At 45.2% G+C, this 17,388-nt stretch carries 16 protein-coding genes; 13 read left to right on the top strand and 3 right to left on the bottom strand.

Annotated features, from left to right (window positions below; genetic code table 11):
• Positions 1–54 precede the first annotated feature (54 nt).
• The 3 genes from OQY15_RS15425 to OQY15_RS15415 are packed head-to-tail and all read left to right on the top strand — an operon-like array spanning position 55 to position 2,417.
• Positions 55–762, top strand: a complete 708-nt coding sequence (locus OQY15_RS15425) for a DUF4142 domain-containing protein (protein WP_265792713.1) — start codon at positions 55–57, stop codon at positions 760–762.
• On the top strand, positions 759–1,916 hold the full coding sequence (locus OQY15_RS15420) for a serine hydrolase domain-containing protein (RefSeq protein WP_265792712.1): 1,158 nt from the start codon (positions 759–761) through the stop codon (positions 1,914–1,916). The genes OQY15_RS15425 and OQY15_RS15420 overlap by 4 nt, the downstream gene beginning before the upstream one ends.
• A 42-nt stretch (positions 1,917–1,958) precedes the next feature.
• Positions 1,959–2,417: a hypothetical protein gene (locus tag OQY15_RS15415; RefSeq protein WP_265792711.1), complete on the top strand. Its 459-nt coding sequence runs from the start codon at positions 1,959–1,961 to the stop codon at positions 2,415–2,417.
• A 13-nt stretch (positions 2,418–2,430) separates the two neighbouring features.
• Here the strand turns inward: OQY15_RS15415 and OQY15_RS15410 are convergent, their stop codons facing one another.
• Positions 2,431–3,009 carry a GNAT family N-acetyltransferase gene (locus OQY15_RS15410; RefSeq protein ID WP_265792710.1) on the bottom strand — a complete coding sequence of 193 codons (579 nt, stop codon included), beginning with the start codon at positions 3,007–3,009 and terminating at the stop codon, positions 2,431–2,433.
• Positions 3,010–3,126: 117 nt separating this feature from the next.
• Between OQY15_RS15410 and OQY15_RS15405 the strand changes: the two genes are divergently transcribed.
• Entirely contained in the window at positions 3,127–4,428 is a 1,302-nt protein-coding gene (locus OQY15_RS15405) for a BamA/TamA family outer membrane protein (protein WP_265792709.1), read from the top strand.
• A 23-nt stretch (positions 4,429–4,451) separates the two neighbouring features.
• The gene (gene rpiA, locus OQY15_RS15400) at positions 4,452–5,147 is read left to right on the top strand and encodes a ribose 5-phosphate isomerase A (RefSeq protein ID WP_265792708.1); all 696 of its coding nucleotides are present in this window, start codon (positions 4,452–4,454) and stop codon (positions 5,145–5,147) included.
• Here the strand turns inward: rpiA and OQY15_RS15395 are convergent.
• Positions 5,142–7,316, bottom strand: a complete 2,175-nt coding sequence (locus OQY15_RS15395) for a PQQ-binding-like beta-propeller repeat protein (protein WP_265792707.1) — start codon at positions 7,314–7,316, stop codon at positions 5,142–5,144. The genes rpiA and OQY15_RS15395 overlap by 6 nt on opposite strands.
• A 44-nt stretch (positions 7,317–7,360) precedes the next feature.
• Here OQY15_RS15395 and OQY15_RS15390 point away from each other — a divergent pair, with 44 nt between their 5' ends.
• Positions 7,361–8,920, top strand: a complete 1,560-nt coding sequence (locus tag OQY15_RS15390) for an aminotransferase class V-fold PLP-dependent enzyme (RefSeq protein ID WP_265792706.1) — start codon at positions 7,361–7,363, stop codon at positions 8,918–8,920.
• Between the two features lie 39 nt (positions 8,921–8,959).
• The gene (locus OQY15_RS15385; RefSeq protein ID WP_265792705.1) at positions 8,960–11,248 is read left to right on the top strand and encodes a sensor histidine kinase; all 2,289 of its coding nucleotides are present in this window, start codon (positions 8,960–8,962) and stop codon (positions 11,246–11,248) included.
• On the opposite strand, the gene OQY15_RS15380 is transcribed toward OQY15_RS15385, so the two are convergent.
• Positions 11,245–11,550 carry a GNAT family N-acetyltransferase gene (locus OQY15_RS15380; RefSeq protein ID WP_265792704.1) on the bottom strand — a complete coding sequence of 102 codons (306 nt, stop codon included), beginning with the start codon at positions 11,548–11,550 and terminating at the stop codon, positions 11,245–11,247. The genes OQY15_RS15385 and OQY15_RS15380 overlap by 4 nt on opposite strands.
• A 113-nt stretch (positions 11,551–11,663) precedes the next feature.
• Between OQY15_RS15380 and OQY15_RS15375 the strand changes: the two genes are divergently transcribed.
• The 6 genes from OQY15_RS15375 to OQY15_RS15350 all read left to right on the top strand — a co-directional run bounded on the left by OQY15_RS15375 (position 11,664) and on the right by OQY15_RS15350 (position 17,378).
• Positions 11,664–12,995 carry an APC family permease gene (locus OQY15_RS15375; protein ID WP_265792703.1) on the top strand — a complete coding sequence of 444 codons (1,332 nt, stop codon included), beginning with the start codon at positions 11,664–11,666 and terminating at the stop codon, positions 12,993–12,995.
• A gap of 6 nt (positions 12,996–13,001) precedes the next feature.
• On the top strand, positions 13,002–14,102 hold the full coding sequence (locus tag OQY15_RS15370; protein ID WP_265792702.1) for an acyltransferase: 1,101 nt from the start codon (positions 13,002–13,004) through the stop codon (positions 14,100–14,102).
• 77 nt (positions 14,103–14,179) lie between these two features.
• Entirely contained in the window at positions 14,180–14,548 is a 369-nt protein-coding gene (locus tag OQY15_RS15365; RefSeq protein WP_265792701.1) for a hypothetical protein, read from the top strand.
• A gap of 4 nt (positions 14,549–14,552) precedes the next feature.
• Positions 14,553–15,629, top strand: coding sequence for a hypothetical protein (locus OQY15_RS15360; RefSeq protein ID WP_265792700.1), 1,077 nt, complete (start codon positions 14,553–14,555; stop codon positions 15,627–15,629).
• Positions 15,630–15,640: 11 nt separating this feature from the next.
• Entirely contained in the window at positions 15,641–17,158 is a 1,518-nt protein-coding gene (locus OQY15_RS15355; protein WP_265792699.1) for a S8 family serine peptidase, read from the top strand.
• Complete coding sequence (locus OQY15_RS15350; RefSeq protein ID WP_265792698.1) at positions 17,133–17,378, top strand: hypothetical protein; 246 nt, start codon at positions 17,133–17,135, stop codon at positions 17,376–17,378. Before OQY15_RS15355 ends, OQY15_RS15350 begins: the two co-directional genes overlap by 26 nt.
• Positions 17,379–17,388 lie beyond the last annotated feature (10 nt).

Genomic DNA, 17,388 nt, shown 5'->3' with positions numbered 1-17,388 from the left:
AAACATTTTGAACACCACAGCGATTATAGCATATAAGGTAATAAATCAGATACCATGAAAAATCGAATGAAGTTCTCGCTGCTTGCCCTGGTCTTCCTGACTGCTCAGGCTTGTTCACTACCACGATATGATGCTGGAACGATGACGGTACCAAGTAACACCAGTACATCAGGTTCCTCAACTGACGCTGTAAACTCAAGACCAACTGATGGCACATCACGGACAGGGGCCACTCCTACCGGGGCTAACAGTGGTACCGCTCCTAATTCCGGAGGTATGCCCTCAATGGGAACAGCAAATTCTACCTCAAGTGGTATCTCCGGCGAAGCACTGGCTGCAGTTGAGGCAGAAAGAGCAGAAACACTGACTCGCTTTGCCAGCCAGGCCATCAACAGCGGTATTTATGAAATACAGCTTAATGAGCTGGCATTGAAAAACACACAGAATGATGCTGTTAAAAAACTGGCGGCTACAATAGTTAAAAATTATAATAAAGCCAATAATGACCTGAAAGACCTCGCAGGATCAAGAGGTGTTATGCTCCCCAAAAGCAGCAGTACAAATATGAGTACACTCTCTGCCAGCTCCGGAAAGGAATTTGACCAGGCATATCTGAAAATCATCATCGGAGATCACCAAAAGGCCATAAAACTTTTTCAGGAGACGGCAAAATCATCCGACCGTCAGTTAAAAGAATATGCATTAAGGTATCTTCCGGTATTAAAAATACATCTCGAACAGGCAAAGACCATCACACCATGAGCGTAAAATCAAGCAGCAAAACCCTACCGTTTGTCTTACTGACGACCATGTTTTCATGTATCAGTCTGATGGGCTTCCCGCAGGTAGAGCAGGCAGAAAGAGAAATGAAGGACATGATGAAAGAGATGAAAGCAGTGGGCATCTCAGTTGCCGTAGTAAAAGGTGAAGATATCGTTTATACACATTCTTTCGGTCTTAAAAACATTGAACAGAATACTGCTCTCAGTGACAAGGATATCTTCAGAATCGCGTCAATTTCAAAATCCTTTTCCGCTACATCTATTATGCAGCTGCGCGATGCAGGGAAGCTCTCTGTAGAGGACGACTTCAGCAAACTGGTAGGTTTTACCGTAAGGAACCCAAAATTTCCTGATAAGGTGATTACCCTGAAGATGGTTCTCTCCCACCGTTCCAGTATCAACGACAGTCAGGGCTACTTTAACCTGGATGTCATCAACCCGGACAGGAACCCGGATTACGCCAAATGTTACAGTAACAATGAACCCGGCAGCACATGGCAGTACTGTAACCTCAATTACAATATGGTAGGTGCCGTCATCGAACGAATTTCAGGAGAGCGGTTCGACGGCTATGTGAAACATCACATCCTTGATCCTCTGGGATTATACGGCGGTTACCATGTTGACTCCTTAGATGCCAAACGTTTTGTTACGCTGTACGAATATGATTCCGTATCCACCAAATTTACCGCCGCCCCACTGGCCTATGCGCCCAGAACTGCGGAAATAAGAAATTATGTGATGGGTGCAAGCACGCCAGTATTCTCACCAACTGGGGGTATGAAGATCAGTGCTACCGACCTGGCCAAATACATGACGATGCATATGCAGCATGGCACATACAAGGGTGTAAAAATCATTTCCAAAAAGAGTTCAAAACTGATGCAGAAAAAGATTTCAGAGGAAGAAGGTTATGCGATGGCGATCATGAATTTTGATGATCTCATTCCCGGGAAGGTAATGATTGGTCATAACGGCTCTGCTTATGGTTTGTACAGCGCAATGTTCTTTGAACCAAAAGAGAAATTTGGAATTGTTGTCATCACTAATGGCGCTGATCCGCTTCTGGTCAGGGATTTCAGGGAGGTACTCAGAAAAGCAGTGAACATCCTATATAAGAATCTTATTCAATAGATCTGTATTTTCCGTATATTTCAGGAAATTCAAACCAAATATATGAAATCAACTGTTTTGTCTGTTCTCACGACTGCCGCCATTATCTCTTCCTGCTCATCAGGTACCGAAAAAAAAGCTGAAGAACAGATTCCCTTAAAAGGAACCTGGAAATTGATTTCAGCAACTACAGTTTCCAAAGGACAGACCACCTTCACTGATTACACAAAAACACAGGAGATGATCAAAATCATCAATGATTCTCATTTCGCATTCCTGAAACATGAACTCAAGTCTGACGCCGAAGGCAAGAACAATTTCGATGCCGGCGGTGGACGCTATCAGCTCAAGGGCGATCAGTATACAGAATCCCTGGATTATTACAACAACAAAAACTGGGAAGGAAAAACCTTCGTTTTTAAAGTGAGTATAAAGGGGGATACGCTCATCCAAACGGGAATTGAGAAAATTGAAAGTGAAAATATCGACCGGACAATTACTGAAAAGTATTTGAAACTCTGACCCCTTCGCCTGCTTATTTTTCCCAGTCCCAGATCACCAGATTCCAGTTTTCTATTCCGTCATTATAAGTGCCCAGGATCTCAAATCCCATACGCTGATGCGCTTTCAGGGATTTATGATTTCGTACGGAAATTTCCGTAACACACAAATCATAAAGTTCTGAAGTAAGATCTCTTGTGTGCTGATAGAGCTGCCTGATTAAGCCACGGCCCCGGTAGTCTTTCTGAACGCAAACCTGTCCACCAACCACAAAATTGTAATCTAATAAGGGCTTACCTTTATACTCCCAGTTATTGAACTCCTCGAACATCGGAATAAGGCTGGGAAGATCGTTTTTCATGGATTTATTCATTGATAAGTTATATCCAATCACCTCGCCCTCTGCCAGCGCTATGATCTGAGGCGCGCCCGCAGCCATTTTCTTCAGCACTTCCAGGTTATGCGTCGCAAAAACAAAGCCGTCATCCTTCTGCTGGTCCTCAGATATGGAAAGATAGTGGTTCTCGTTTTGTAAATTAAGAATTTGCTCAAAGTGCTCCTCTCTACTGGCAATTTCAAAAGAAATGGTGGATTGGTCTGGCTGGGTATTCATCTATATGTGTAATTGTTAATCTGTTATTGCAACTACAAATTAAAGGTTTTAGCAGCAAACAATAATCTAAAATCATGGTTTTAATAGCTAATAGTAATGTCATAAAAGATAAATAATTTGAAATCCATACATCACCTCTGCACACTATTATTCTTCTTGAGCATCAGCAGTTATGCTTATAGTCAGACGATACCCGTCGACTCCATTAAAGCAGATTCGCTCCGCAAGGTCGCAAAGACTCAGCAGGAAACTGATAGCATCAATAAACAATTTGACATCTCTGACCTGATCAGGAAGATTGCGCATCCAAAAAGCAAGCAAAAGACAGGCAAGAAATCTGGTATTACCATCATTCCCAATGTGGCCTACAATCCTAGTATCGGAGCACAAATAGGAATAAAGGCTGTAGCCGGAAGAAAACTCGGCAGCGATCCCAATACCTTAATGTCGGTAGCCTCTACGTCGGCATCAATTACCACAAAGGGGATCTTATACTTTTATATCAACCACAACGTATATACACCAGGTAACAAATGGAATTTTCAGGGAAGTCTTGTGGCGGCAAAAACCGTGACCCCGGATTTTGGTCTGGGAATCGGTGAACCCTCAGAAGGTAGCGAAGCCGATCAGGTGCTAAGCAACCCTGAAAGAAAAGGGTATGTGTTTCATGCGCAATATTACAGTTTCCGGGAAAAGGTGTATAAACAGATAGATGATAAATGGTTTGTGGGCGGCGGTGTATCTTTTGATGTCAGAAGAAAAATCGAGGATAAAGTGTCTACTACTGATCTTACTCCGTACAACATCTATAACGAGCGTTATGGATTTGAACGTGATCATTACATGTCTAACGGGCTGCTGTTTAATGTGCAATATACCACACGTGATAACCAGAACCGTGCCTATAAAGGTGTGTATGCTGATATTGGTTTCAGAGGCAACCAAACCTGGATGGGAAGTACAAAAAATGCGCTGCAGTTTAGCTCGGATATCAGGAAGTACTGGAGCTTGTCTACCCGTAATCCGGAGCATGTCATTGCTTTCTGGAACTGGGGCTCCTACCTCATCAGCGGGGCTGTACCCTACCTGGAGCTGCCCGGAAGCGGAAAAGATCCGGGTTTCCGAAGTGGAAGGGGTTACACTGTAGGCTATTTTAAAGGGACTAAATATTCGTATTCTGAAGTGGAATACCGCTTTCCTATCACAAAAAACAAATTTCTTAGTGGCGTAACTTTCTTTAACATGCAGAGTGCCAATGACAACCTGGGCACCAATCTTTTTGAAAAATGGCAGGCCGGTGGTGGAGCAGGTTTGCGCGTACTGTTTAATAAAGCCACGCGTACCAATCTTTGCCTCGATTATGCATTTGGAAATTACGGACAAAAAGGATTCTTTTTAGGATTAAACGAGGCATTTTAATATTTTTACGGATACCGAATTTTATGAGCGACTACAAAATGGATGCTGCCAGGGCAGCGATGCAACTACTTAAGGAAGGACAAACGATTGGACTGGGTGCCGGAAGCACCATTGCAAAACTCATTGAGCTAATAACGACAGAATGCAGTTTTGCATCTTCCCTAACCTTTATATCTTCTTCCTTTACTACTTCAAACCTGATACTGGAGAAAGGCTTAAACCTTCGCTATACCAATACGATAAAAAAACTGGATCTTTACTTTGACGGATGTGATCAGTTCGACAAGGAGCTGAATGCATTGAAAAGCGGTGGTGGCATCCATACCACGGAGAAGATCCTGGCCTCAATGGCACTGGAATTTGTGCTGATTGGTGATGCCGGAAAGTTTGCTGAGCAGCTGGACACTACCTATCCACTGGTGATAGAAGTGCTGCCCAATGCATTACCGCTGGTGCTCAATCACCTCAATACCTCTTTCCCTGATGCCAGATTGAACCTCCGCATGAGCAGTCAGAAAGATGGAGCGGTAATATCTGACCACGGCAATCTGCTGGTGGATATCCATTTCAGCGCGCTTTTGCCGCTGGAAGAACTCAATATCAGGATCAGCCTCATTCCGGGAGTAGTAGAGCATTCTCTCTTCTACCGCATTGCCGCAAAGGCCATCATCGCAGGACCGGATGGTGTGCAGACACTCCTGCCTCAGCGCATATCATAGCTGAGCAGGTAGCGCGAAGGCCACATAGGAATCTCCCATTTGACCGCCAGACTTAGCCCCCCCGCAGGCGATGACCACGTATTGCCTGCCACCTAGTTCATAGATCGCCGGCGTAGCCATTGCCGGTGCAGGAAGTTTTGCCTGCCATAAGATCTTGCCGGTCTTTTTATGTATAGCCCTTATATAACCATCGGCGGAGGCGCCGATAAACAGGAGTCCGCCTGCCGTCACTACCGGCGCACCAAAGTTCTCCCTTCCCGTTGTAGGAATTCCTTTTTTCTTTAACTCTTCAAACTCCCCGAAAGGGATTTTCCAAACGTACTTACCGGTATTCAGATCGATGGCACTGATAGTGCCCCATGGCGGACTGAGGGCGGGGTATCCATCTTTGGTGAGAAACTTATTATATCCGGTAAACGTGAAAGAGGGCTTTGAAGAAGTACTGCCCCCAGCAATCTGCGGACCTTTGTAAGGCTTGTCCTGCTCATTTTTGAGATCCAGTACCAGAGCGGCAAGTGCCAGCTTTTCATCTTTCGATAAGTGATTAAAGCCGGGCATCATCCGCTTTCCGGTAGCAAGCAACTCACTGAACTGTAATGTATTATATTTTTTACCCACCCCGATCAATGAAGGGTAATCTCCCGATCCTAAACGCTCGGGGCCATGGCAGCCCATGCAATTCTTGTTGTAGAGCAATGCTCCTGCCTGAAGATGAGTCATTTCTTTACTACCTGAAGCTGTATCCTTCACCATGTTCAGTACCCATGCCATTTCATTTGCATTGATATATAGAATATTAGTTTCCGGATCTACCGCTGGGCCACCCCAGTTGGCACCGCCATCATATCCCGGAAGAATGATCGTACCCTTTTCTGTAGGCGGGGTATACATGCCCTCAGAGCGGTAACCCTGAAACCTGCGTTTGATATCCTGGTAAGAAGAGTCGGTACCCAGCTGATTCAGATCATTTCCGGTCATGATCGTTCTTACAAAAGGTTTTGGAAGTACAGGAAAGGGCTGGGTAGCGCTGAGCTTTTCACCCGCTACTGCCCCATCTACAGGCACCTTACGCTCCTCAATTGGGAACAAAGGTTTTCCGGTGCTGCGTTCAAACACAAAGATCAACCCTGTTTTTGTTGTCTGTACGATCGCATCTACGTTTTTGCCATCACGGGGCAATGTTACCAGGACAGGTGGACTTGATACGTCCATATCCCATACATCGTGATGAATAGCCTGGAAGTGCCATTTCAATTTACCCGTGGCTGCATCAAGTGCCAGTACCGAGTTTCCGTAGAGCCCTTTTCCATGCCGGTCGCCCCCGTAGAAATCATTGGTAGGACTTCCTACACCTGCAAACAGGAGTCCCCTTTTGCTGTCCAGGCTAAAGCCCGACCACGCATTGGTTGAGCCCATACGCTTGTAGGCAGTGGAGTCGTCCCAAGTTTCATAACCAGGTTCACCAGGATAAGGAACTGTATGGAAAATCCATTGCTGCTTCCCGCTTTTGATATCATATGCACGGATATGACCGGGAGTAGTTTCGCTGACAGCACCACTGACGATAAATAAGTTTTTGAAAATCATGACCGGCGAGGTTGGCGAAATTGACAGGTCTTTTTCGTCTCTACCAAGCCCCTTCCGGAGATCGATCCCCCCATCTTTTCCGAAATCCGGAACGAGCTTTCCTGTTTCTGCATTCACAGCAAATACCACTGGTCCAACGGTATAAAGAATCCGCTTATCGCTCCCTTCGCTCCAATAGGTTACCCCACGGTTCATGTTAACACTGTTCCTGTGCCAGGTTTTATTCGCCACGGAATCAGCGGGATCAAAATGCCATTTTTCTACCCCTGTAGCGGCATCAACAGCAAAAAGCTTCATCTTTGGAGAAACGCCATAAAGCGTATTGCCGATAATAAGCGGATTGCATTCCATAATACCATAACGGGAGCTATCACTGTTTTCAGAATGGTAAACCCATGCCACTTGAAGCTGCGAAACGTTAGTAGTGTCAATCTGCTGTAATGAGGAATATTTGATATTTTCGGCACTACCACCGTAGACAGGCCAGTCGTGATTTTTTTTGGAAAAGAAATAGGTTGCAAATGCTGCTATGACTATTGCCAATAGCAACGTAATTGCTATTTTCGTTTTTGTGATTCCCATCTTATAAATTAACGCCCTAACGTACCTGATATTTTGCTAAAAGTATGAAAAGAAGAGATGTGATCAAAAGTCTGGCGATTCTGCCTGTAAGTCTTGCCGTTCCACAATCAGTAAGTGCATCGGTACCAGCACCATTAGCTAAACGCAAAAGTGTATATGAAGCGCTTGGCGTAAAACCTCTGATCAATGCCCGTGGCACCGTAACTGTAGTTGGTGCCAGCAAGGTACTGCCTGAAGTACGGGACGCCATGGATGCCGCAATTGATGAATTCGTACAGATTGACGAACTGATGGATGGCGCCGGGAAACGCCTGGCTGACCTCATGGGCACAGAATCCGGCTGTGTGACTGCAGGTGCATCTGCAGCGATCACAGCAGCCACCGCAGGATGCGTAACTGGCGGAGATCCGGACAAGATATGGATGATCCCCAACCTCAGTGGAATGAAAGACGAAGTAGTGATCACCTCCTACTCACGCTCCGCATATGATGCAGGATGCAAAGCTGTTGGGGTCAGGATGATAGAGGTAGCAGATGTAAAAGAATTACAGGCCGCCCTGGGACCAAGAACAGCGATGGTTTACCTGTTGTCTGGTGCTGAATCAGAGAACGGGATATTGTCCCTCCGGACGATCTCAGCGATCACCAAACCTTTGGGTATACCAATATTGGTTGATGCCGCTGCCGAAGGACCTGAAAACCCAAATCCGCATATTGTACAGGGTGCCGATCTGGTTGCCTACAGCGGCGGTAAATACCTGCGCGGACCACAATGTGCGGGGCTCCTGATCGGCAGGAAAGACCTGATCATGGCCGCAAGAATGAATACTGGTCCGCACCATGGTTTCGGCAGGGGTTTTAAAGTAGGCCGCGAAGAAATCGTTGGCATGCTTACAGCTGCAGAGATCTGGTTCAAAAGGGATCATCAAGCAGAAAAGAAGTTATGGAACAGGCGACTGGAATATATGGCCGGACGACTCCGGGGTATACCGGGACTCAGCATCGTCATCAAACAACCAACCGGGCGCTCCAATCCAAGTCCGGATATGGTGGTATCCTGGGATCCCGGTGTCATCAGTTGCAGCGGGCAGGAAATTGAAGATCTGCTATGGAACGGAAGCCCCAGAATTGCCATCGGCGCCGCCGGGAGCTATTTCCAGCCCAACCAGAAACATACCATCCTGGTCAACTCTTCGCAACTGGATCATGGCGAGGACAAAATTGTGGCTGATCAGCTGCTGGCAGCACTGTCCAAAAAGCAGTCAAAACCTGCATCTGTGATACCGGCAGCCGCCAATCTGAGCGGAACCTGGGATGTGGAAACAAAATTTTACGCAGCAGTGGTAAAGCAAACTTTTACGATTGAACAGGAGAATAACACCCTGAAAGGAATCTACACCGGGAGCCTTGGCCCGCGGGAATTTACGGGAACAATTCAGGGAAAAGACGTCCTGATTCGCAGTACGTACGGACTTGATGGAGCACGGGTGCATTCCTTCTTCAGCGGAAAGATAGACAATGATATCATGGAAGGTGAGCTGAGTGTGGGTGAATATGGAAAGGCAACATGGAAAGCTACCCGCCATGTGTTTAAAATGAGATAGATTATCCTATTTTTATAAAAATTATCCAAAACTCATCCCATGGCGGAGGAACGCATATACGCAGGCGGAATCCTGAATATACTCATAGCCTTATTTTTCCTGATCATGCCGGGATGCGCTTACGCACAGTACTACCCCACGGCGCCCAGGGTACCACAGGGAAGGGTTGAAGCCCTACGCAACGAACTCGCACAATCTGATCCCACAGGGAAGATTGTTATTCTAAATGCCCTGAGTAATTTATACTTCAATAAGCCACTAAAGAAACGGCAGGATCTGTCTTTATCTTTAAATTATGCAAATAAAGCGCTCGCACTGAGCAAAAAAAACGGCAATGAAAGTGGAAGAATTGAAGCCTTGCTGATGATTGCAGATTTGTATACTGTTATGGATCAGCTTCCTGCTGCAGAGCCAATACTGAAACAATTGCCGGAGCCCGCGCAGGTTAAATTACTGCTGAACCTGAGTTTCAAATACTGGCTCAAGGATCAGGAAAATTTATACCCTAAAGCACTTCAATATGCTGAACAGGCTCTTTCACTCAGTAAAAAGCTGCATGACCCCAGCTCTGAGCTGCTGGCGGAAAAAAACATCGCGATGATCCATGCCGAACAGCGAAGCCCAACGGCAGAACAGGAGTTGCTGATGGTGGTCAGGAAATACAAAGCGATACATTATCCTTTCATGCATTATATCTACCTGCTGCTCACCAATTACTACTATGGCACAGCCGATCCGGATAAGGCACTTTACTACTCTCAGCTTTCAGTAAACAGTATTAAAAGCAGCCGCGATAGTGTTGCTGCAGGAGATATCTATATTTATCATGCCAAAATCTGTACCGATAATGATGATTATTTAGAGTCCATAGATTACAGTAATATCGCCAGATCTTACTATCAGAAACATGCGGGAATCTTCCACCTCTCACATCCTTTTGTAATCGATATCATTAGCCATAATTATATCAAAATGGAACGATCTACAACCGCTCTGGCATTTCTGAGGCGTATGCAACGCAGTTATCCGCCATATACAGCAGCCGATAGCATGATGTACTTTGCCATGATGGGTGACGGGTATCGCGGATTGAAACAATATGCGAAGTCAGAACCCTATATGCTGAAAATGTATGCCATCAGCAACAGAAAACAAATCAGGCAGGTTTTCGCTAATCGGAGGATAGGTCAGCTTTATGTAGAATGGCATCAATACGAAAAGGCCAGACCCTATCTGTACAAGGTTTTCAATTATTCTACCACAAACCTTCCCATATCGGATCAGCGGCATTTCCGGTATATGCTTTTCCTTACTGACTCGGCAACAAACAATTATCTGGCGGCTATAAGGCATCAGAATATGTTCAACCAACTCTCCGACTACAACGCACGACTGGTCAAGGATCGTGAAGTAAAGCGTTTACAGATCGCTTTTGAGACGCAAAAAAAGGAAGCAGAAATCAGACAGAACAGTCAGAATATTGCCCTCCTCAAACAGCGTACAATAGCACAGCAGGATAAACTCAGGCAATCACAGCAAATCAGAAATCTGATCGCCGGGGGCTTAGTTCTGGCCCTGGTCATTATCGCTTTATTATACCATCAGTACCAGCTCAAACAACGCAGCAGCAAATTAGTATTGGGAAAAAATGTGGTTATCACCGAAAAAAACAACCAGCTGGAACAGCTCCTCACAGAAAAAGAATGGCTGTTGAAGGAAGTGCACCACCGGGTGAAGAATAACCTGCACACGATATTTTGTCTGCTGGAAAGCCAGGCTGCTTTTTTAGACAATGATGCTTTAAGGGCCATTGAAAATAGTCAGAACAGAATATACGCCATGTCTCTTGTACATCAGAAACTTTACCAGTCGGACGATATTAAAGAAGTAAACATGTCGCTTTATTTTGCCGAATTCCTCATGTTTATTGCTGATAGCTTTGACCTGAACGCGCGTGGGATACGCATTCTGCAGGAGGTAGAGCCTATCAAACTAGGTATTTCGGTAGCTATGCCGCTGGCACTCATATTAAATGAAGGGGTTACCAATGCCATTAAATACGCCTTTGAAGGACGGGAGACAGGAACGATCAGGGTTAGCTTAAAACAAGCTGAAATGATCGAACTGACAATTGCTGATGACGGCATAGGGATGGAAGATGTAGATCATCTGGAATACAACTCACTGGGCGTGCAGCTGATGCGCGGATTAAGTGCTGATATTGGAGCATCAATCCTGTTTGAACTTAACAGCGGGACGGTCATCACCATCAGATTTTCTGAAGAATATCTGAGCGATCATCACCACAGGCTGATTATAGATACTTAAAGTTTGCCTTCTGTGGCACTGCGGATATCAGCGTAGCGATCCGGATGCCTTTCAAACTGGATATGAACATATGCGCACATAGGAATAACCTTCAGATCATTCGCACGCACATAGCTGGTCATGGCATCCAGCAATGAAGCAGCATAACCTTTTCCCTCCTGATCCTGGTCAACTTCGGTATGGAACACAATCATATCTTTGCCCCTGACTTCTACAATCATTTCCCCTATTTTTTCTTCTTCGAGATATAAGTTGAATGCAGCGGGTTCATTATCGGGTGTTTCAAATCTGATGTCTGTCATTTTGTTTATTTGTATGGTGTAAGTATAACGAAATTCGCCGATAATGGTTTTATAAACCACAAACTAAGCGGTCAAACATTATCTTTGGAGCGAGCGAAAATCGAATTACAAATATGATCACAGGAGACAGTCAGCAAAAGGTGCCTTTAAAAAAAGTTTTAGGCTTAGTATTCGGTATTTCCATTGTTGTAGGCAGCACTATTGGTGCCGGTATATTCCGTGTTCCTGCAAGTATCGCCATGCTCCTGCCAGATAAATTTCTGATCCTGACCTGCTGGCTGGTAACCGGCTTATATATATTATTATGCGCCAGTTCCTACGCTGAATTAACGACCATGCTGCCCAAAGCGGGTGGTTCTTTCAATTACGTCAAGCGGGCCTTTGGTAACTATGTTGGCTTTGCAGCAGGATGGTTTGATTTTATCCTGAACGTAGGTGCTCCTGCATTTTTCTGCATCGTACTGGGCGAATATACTGTACTGCTTTTCCCCGGTCTAACGGGATTGAATAAACAGGTAGGTATTGTTTACTTAACGGTTTTTACACTGCTGAACCTCCCTGGAATAAAGATTGGAAGTGCTACACAAAAGATCACAAGTATATTGAAGGTCTTATTATTGCTGGCTTTGGTTACAGGCTGTTTTGTGGCTAAGCCGCAGCAAAATCCAGTGACGCTAATTCCTACAGCTACTGTTTTCAACGGAACGCTGGTCATCGCTTTTTTTAAGGCGATGCAGCTGATTCTGAGTACCTACGATGGATGGATGGCGGTTTCATTTTTTGCAGAGGAGGATGAGAATCCCGGGAAAAATATTCCAAGATCGTATTTTATCGGTGCCGGTACCGTTATTCTTCTGTATCTGTTAATCAATGGTGCCATTTTGTATGTGCTGCCACTGACAGAAATTGCCCATTCTCCCCTCGCTGCATCTGCTGCGGCGGCAGTTGCTTTTGGCAGCTGGAGTTCTGTGGTGATTGATATCGTTGCGATATTTGTGGTCATCAGTATATTGAACGCCTACATGCTGATCCCCTCCCGTATACTTTTAGGTTTAAGCAGGGAAGGTTACTTTATCAGCCAGGGCGCAAAATTGAACAAGGGCGGTACACCCTATATTTCGCTGCTGATCTGTTATGTTATCACGATCATTTTTATCGTTTATAATACCTTTGAACAGGTATTCTCGCTGGCTGCGGTCATGCTCACTGTGGTAACAGCCTGTTCCTTTGCATCACTGCTGATGTTACGGAAAAAAGAACCCGACCTGCACCGTCCCTATAAAGTATGGGGCTATCCTTACATGACTATTCTGGCTTTGCTGGTAACATTGTTTCTGTTTGTAGGATTTGCCATCAGTGATACCAGGAGCTTTTTGATAGTTGCCGTTCTCTTTCTTTTATCTTATCCTTTTTATAGGTTATTAAAAGGAAAAAGTGATATTTGAGTTCATATGACCATCAGCGCAGAAAACTTAAACCCCGGTATTTTAAAAACAAAGCACCATTTCGAAATCCTTGACGGACTAAGAGGCATAGCCGCTATTGCTGTAGTAATTTTCCATTTCATGGAAATGGCTTATCTGGATTATACCCAGAATTTTATCGCACATGGTTTTCTCGCTGTAGATTTTTTCTTTTGCCTGTCGGGATTTGTGATCGGTTATGCCTATGATGACCGCATCGCCAAAATGGGCATCCTGGAATTCTTCAAATCCAGGATCATCAGGCTGCATCCACTTGTGATTTCGGGATCGGTTTTGGGTTTGCTGGCCTTTCTGTTTGATCCGTTTGGCGGGCATCCTGAGTTATACAGCGCTGGTAAAACCGCGATGATCTTCATCACATCGGTATTGATGATCCCCTATCCGGTAGTTACAGAACGAAGCTTTAACCTATTCAATATCAATGCCCCGGCATGGTCTCTTTTCTGGGAGTATGTCGCAAATATAGTTTATGCCCTTTTCCTTTACAGAATCGGACGCAGTCTGCTCTGGGCACTTACCCTGGCATCGGCAGCGGCCCTTTGTTATGTAGGTTGGCATTCCGGAAACCTGATGGGTGGCTGGGGAAAAACCACTTTTTGGGATGGTCTGGTAAGGATCTCTTTTTCATTTTCAGCAGGACTGCTGATCTATCGGTCCAACTGGATCATCAAAAACAACATTGGCTTTGCCGGGATTGGCTTTTTGTTATTCCTCGCTTTTGTGATGCCTTTCAGCAAATGGAACTGGCTCACAGAAACCCTCGTCGTACTGTTCTATTTCCCTTTGTTGATTGCCCTGGGTGCCGGTGCGAAATTATCTCCGGGGCTGAACAAGATCTGTCAGTTTTCGGGTAAAATTTCTTACCCTCTTTATATGACACATTATGCCGTGATCTGGATGTTCCTGAACTATTACAGCACACATAAGGTAAGCACGGGTCAGCTGACGCTGATTATCATCATTGGAACCATCCTGCTAATTAGCATATCATGGCTGATCATGGTTGCTTATGATATTCCTGTAAGGAAATATCTCAGCCGGAAAAGGACATTAGTCTCAAATAAATAATAAATTTTCATAAAACAATACAAGTTCTTGGTTTTTTAGTTCGTTATAGTTAACTTAATATAACAAAAACGAACCGAATGAGAACTGAGAACGCAAAACATAACGCTAACGAACAACCTCCCGGCAAAATCGTTTCCGTTACATATACCTTGAAGAAGTCTCCTTTAGTAGCCTTCCTTGACAATGGCTTTAGCATAGGCTATGCCAGTATCGATTTACTGAGTGATCAGGAAACCAACCCGAATATTTTCTCGACCCGGGAAGGAAAATTCTATCCCTGCATCCTTGAACAGGGCGGCATGCAGGTGACGGTATTTGCGGAAGGTAGGGCGGGCGACTTCTGGACACTTGAACTGCAAATCGATGGCCAAAATGTAGCTGCCAGTCCGATCAGGGTAGAAACCAATGCTCTGGGCCATCTGGATTTTGATCAACTTATCAACTGAAATCATGAAAGCTTTATCACTGATTCTCCTGGCGGGTTTATTGGTTCGATTCAGTGTTTATGGACAGCTGGTAGCCGAAGATGCCAGTGGACAGTCTTCTATCCTGCTGAATGCTTCCACGATCACGCTCGACCTCAATGCCGCAGCACTGGCGGCAAACTGGAATAATTTCCGTAAGCTGGCTATAGAGAAGCCACATCAGATGATCTGGGGCATTGACGCCCGGGGAAGTAATTCCGACGGAGTTGCTGAGTTATTCAGTGGCGGACATTTTACGCCCCAATCCAGAATCAGCGTATATGTGGCGCTCCGCAAGAGTTATCAGAATTCTGCCCTGGAATTACTTAAGCGCATCCGGGATATACAGGATTCAGAAAATTTCCCTAATGAAGAGGCGATCAATACCATCAGGCAGCTAAATGACCAGGTTCGAAACATCAGGGAAGGACAAGCTTCGAAGGCACTTACCATCTATCTCAATCCGGGTATGAATGCCAATAATTTTGAACAGTATACAGATCTCAGCACCAGCACCCTTGCAGAGAGATTTAACAGGGTCCGTTTCAGGGGTGCATTTCTCTTTGCGGGGCTGAATTATGAATATGGTCGCAGGTGGACTCTTGGTATTGCTGCAGGATTTGAGCGTTGTGATAACCTGGATTCACTAAGTAGCAGGGATTACACGGTGACGAATATTACTGTAATCGGGGGTTCTCAGCTACTTTCAGAAAGTAAACATCATTCTTACACTGGTGATTATATCGTCTATAACAGAGTTCAGATTAAAACCGACGCATTGTATTTTGCAAGGCTAAACGACAACTACAGGCTGGTATGGAATACCTTGTTTACGCGCTTCTGCATCCCAATGAATGAAAAGAAAATCAACCGTGTTGTTCAGGCTGGTACGGCTCTTAACTTTTACAAAAGTGAAGGGAAATTTGCCGGCGGACTTTACGCACAATCGAACGACATATTTAATAGTTTGCATACTGCTGACAGTTTTACTGAACGGATTTCCTTTGGGATCGTTGCGAAATATGCTTTTGGCAGTATTATGACCAGAGATTTCACAAAATAATTCAGAAAAAGATGAAACAGCAACGCAAGTCCTCGGAAAACTATATCCTGCTACCTATATCTAAAACAAGGGTGAACCCCAACGAAAGTCCGAAAGTAGCAGAATTTTTCACTCAGCTTCAATCCTCGTCTGAAGCCACAACAGCTATCAGTCTCAATGTCCGCAAAAGACCCGCACAAAACAGTGATGAGATTACCGTTACCGTGCTGGACTCTATTGATACTGAAGGGGCTAAACTGATCAGTATCAGTAAGGAGGAACTGGCAAATTTCAGGTTTTCTTACCCCGGTGTAAGGATTATCCCCGAAAGGTTCTACAGCCCTGCTATTGCCTCCCGTGAAATTATGAAGATCCGGCTCAGTGAAACCCAGCCGCTGACCACTGTAAACCTCCGGATCAGCAATGCCGCCCGGCAGGGTATTCCGGGTGTGACAGCCGTGTTCTTCAGCGACTTTTCGGCCAGCAGGGGCGCCTCTGGCGTAACTGATGCCAAAGGGCAAGTCACATTGAAACTCAATGGAACAAAAGCCGAAAGGATCTACCTCTATCCGGAACATAGTTACTGGGGGCATTATGCTACTGACGTGACGCTGAAAAGGGACATGAATTATACACTTGAGCAATTCTTGCCTGGATACAAAGATGCACTGAGGTATTTTTATCATACCTCTACCTGGCGGCCGATAGAGAGAAAGGTAAAAGTCGGTGTCATAGATACAGGAATCGGACCGCACGAAGATCTGACGGTGCTGGGCGGCAAAAATCTGGTGAGAGGAGAAGAAGAAAGCAGATATGGCGATGTTGAAGGTCATGGTACGCATGTTGCCGGGATCATTGCTGCAGGAGGCCACATGAAAGGGGTTGCTGAAGGTGCGGAGCTCATGAGTTACCGTGTGTTCGCCAAAGGTCAGGGTGCCTCCAACTTTGATATTATCAAGGCTATCGATCAGGCCATTAAAGACGGATGCGACCTGATCAATATGAGTCTGGGAGAAGCACAGGATGATGAAGCGATCAGCAGTTATATCAAAGATGCGTATAACGCAGGAATACTATGTTTCGCCGCCAACGGCAATGACAACCGCGGTCCTGTAAGTTTCCCCGCAGCGTACAGTCTTGCTATAGCTGTTTCTGCAATGGGCAGAAAAGGTACATTTCCTGATAGCAGCGTACAGTCGGGCGCCATACATGAGCCTTTTGGAACGGATGAAGCCAACTTTATTGCTGATTTTTCTAATCAGGGCTCAGAAACAGACCTCACTGCCCCCGGCGTAGGAATCATATCTACCTATCCGGGAAACCACTATGCAGTGATGGATGGGACCAGTATGTCATGCCCTGCAGCAGCTGGGATGGCTGCCAGAATACTGGCTGGTAGTCCCAAAATTCTGGATTTACCCAGAAATCAGACCCGTGCAGATGAAATGGTGAAATATCTTGCGATTTATACAAAACTTTTAGGATTTGGTGCTAACTTTGAAGGAAAGGGAATGTTATACACCAATGACGAACTTCATTCTAAAATATAGCGAAGCCACTGAGCCGGATGTTAAAAAAATGACTGCCGTTCTTAGTGCGCATGGTGTGCGTGTGCTGGATGGCAGTCTTTTACCTACCACAGCGCTGGTAGAAATTGAAGAATCTTCTCTTGCCGTAATACAGACCGATCTCGGTACGGAATGGAATATCTATCCTGAAAAAAATTATGGGATTCCGGGAACGCAGAAGAAAGCAAAGCGAAAATCTTAGTAAGCACGAA

This window comes from Pedobacter sp. MC2016-15 (genome assembly GCF_026239695.1).
Taxonomy (GTDB): Bacteria; Bacteroidota; Bacteroidia; order Sphingobacteriales; family Sphingobacteriaceae; genus Pedobacter.
Note: the sequence above shows the minus strand (reverse complement) of the source record. Positions and strands in the feature narration are given on the sequence as shown.

Excerpts from the sequence above, each read along its gene's own strand:
- OQY15_RS15380 (WP_265792704.1), bottom strand. The coding sequence starts at position 11,550 with ATGACAGACATCAGATTTGAAACACCCGATAATGAACCCGCTGCATTC.
- OQY15_RS15370 (WP_265792702.1), top strand. The coding sequence starts at position 13,002 with ATGACCATCAGCGCAGAAAACTTAAACCCCGGTATTTTAAAAACAAAG.
- OQY15_RS15375 (WP_265792703.1), top strand. The coding sequence starts at position 11,664 with ATGATCACAGGAGACAGTCAGCAAAAGGTGCCTTTAAAAAAAGTTTTA.
- OQY15_RS15385 (WP_265792705.1), top strand. The coding sequence starts at position 8,960 with ATGGCGGAGGAACGCATATACGCAGGCGGAATCCTGAATATACTCATA.
- OQY15_RS15365 (WP_265792701.1), top strand. The coding sequence starts at position 14,180 with ATGAGAACTGAGAACGCAAAACATAACGCTAACGAACAACCTCCCGGC.
- OQY15_RS15420 (WP_265792712.1), top strand. The coding sequence starts at position 759 with ATGAGCGTAAAATCAAGCAGCAAAACCCTACCGTTTGTCTTACTGACG.
- OQY15_RS15350 (WP_265792698.1), top strand. The coding sequence starts at position 17,133 with ATGACGAACTTCATTCTAAAATATAGCGAAGCCACTGAGCCGGATGTT.
- OQY15_RS15360 (WP_265792700.1), top strand. The coding sequence starts at position 14,553 with ATGAAAGCTTTATCACTGATTCTCCTGGCGGGTTTATTGGTTCGATTC.
- rpiA (WP_265792708.1), top strand. The coding sequence starts at position 4,452 with ATGAGCGACTACAAAATGGATGCTGCCAGGGCAGCGATGCAACTACTT.
- OQY15_RS15415 (WP_265792711.1), top strand. The coding sequence starts at position 1,959 with ATGAAATCAACTGTTTTGTCTGTTCTCACGACTGCCGCCATTATCTCT.
- OQY15_RS15355 (WP_265792699.1), top strand. The coding sequence starts at position 15,641 with ATGAAACAGCAACGCAAGTCCTCGGAAAACTATATCCTGCTACCTATA.
- OQY15_RS15425 (WP_265792713.1), top strand. The coding sequence starts at position 55 with ATGAAAAATCGAATGAAGTTCTCGCTGCTTGCCCTGGTCTTCCTGACT.
- OQY15_RS15410 (WP_265792710.1), bottom strand. The coding sequence starts at position 3,009 with ATGAATACCCAGCCAGACCAATCCACCATTTCTTTTGAAATTGCCAGT.
- OQY15_RS15390 (WP_265792706.1), top strand. The coding sequence starts at position 7,361 with ATGAAAAGAAGAGATGTGATCAAAAGTCTGGCGATTCTGCCTGTAAGT.
- OQY15_RS15395 (WP_265792707.1), bottom strand. The coding sequence starts at position 7,316 with ATGGGAATCACAAAAACGAAAATAGCAATTACGTTGCTATTGGCAATA.